This is a genomic window from Streptomyces sp. YGL11-2, assembly GCF_050054615.1.
In the GTDB taxonomy this organism is placed as follows: Bacteria; Actinomycetota; Actinomycetes; order Streptomycetales; family Streptomycetaceae; genus Streptomyces.
This window is the reverse complement of the sequence record NZ_JBNHIN010000164.1, coordinates 1-744: the sequence shown is the minus strand read 5'-3', so window position 1 is coordinate 744 and position 744 is coordinate 1. Positions and strand designations below refer to the sequence as shown.

The 744-nt window shown below is 65.2% G+C and carries 1 pseudogene; it reads right to left on the bottom strand.

From position 1 onward, the window contains the following. Window positions 1-256 precede the first annotated feature (256 nt). Window positions 257-744 (bottom strand): annotated as a pseudogene (locus ACO1BR_RS44165) (hypothetical protein); the annotation flags it as partial.

Sequence of the window (744 nt, the reverse complement as noted above, 5' to 3'; positions counted from 1 at the left end):
CTAAAGGGGCACAACGCATCAGGGGCTCGACATGCGCCTCTGACCAGGAACGACGCCGCCCCGGTACCCAACCAGGTACCGGGGCCGTGCCCTCGCGGAGGAGCCGGGAGGCGAGGGCCGCCCGCTGCTGCAATCCCTCCTCGGGAAGGGCCTGATAGCGCCTCGGTATCGCCTGGTTCTCGCCTTTTTCAAGGCTTCCATGTACGCACAGCCCCGCCCAGAACTGATCCCCCGGCCGGGGCCTTACGCGTGGGGTTCAGTGGCAGAACGACGTTTTCACAGCGTCCACAATCCGGCGCGCCTGGTCATCTGTCACCGTTGGCATGGTGCCCGGCGTGGAGCCCTGAAAGCGCAGTTTCGCGCCCTGTTGCAGGTCAGCGTCAGCCTGGCCCGCTTGGACATCTGCGCAGATGGTCTTGGCCCCAGTGATCGCCCATGCCTTGTTCTTGCCTAGGGCCGGATCAATGGCCTTGAGAGCACTTACCAGGGCCTGAGTCTGCTGTGTGCCCGGCGATGGCGGTGCGTCAGGCTGCGACGACGTTGCGGGGCTTGCGGACGTCGTCGGCGCCGGCTTTCCACTCTCACCAGCTGTCTTGGCGTTGCAGGCCGACAGGGATATGGCGGCAGCGACTACGGCGATAGCGGCGCGTGTGTGTGGTTTGTTGATCACGCGCCCCACCATAGCCAGATACGCGAAAGCCCCGTCCGGCTCTGTGATCTGCAGCAGTGCGGGTGAAACACTCG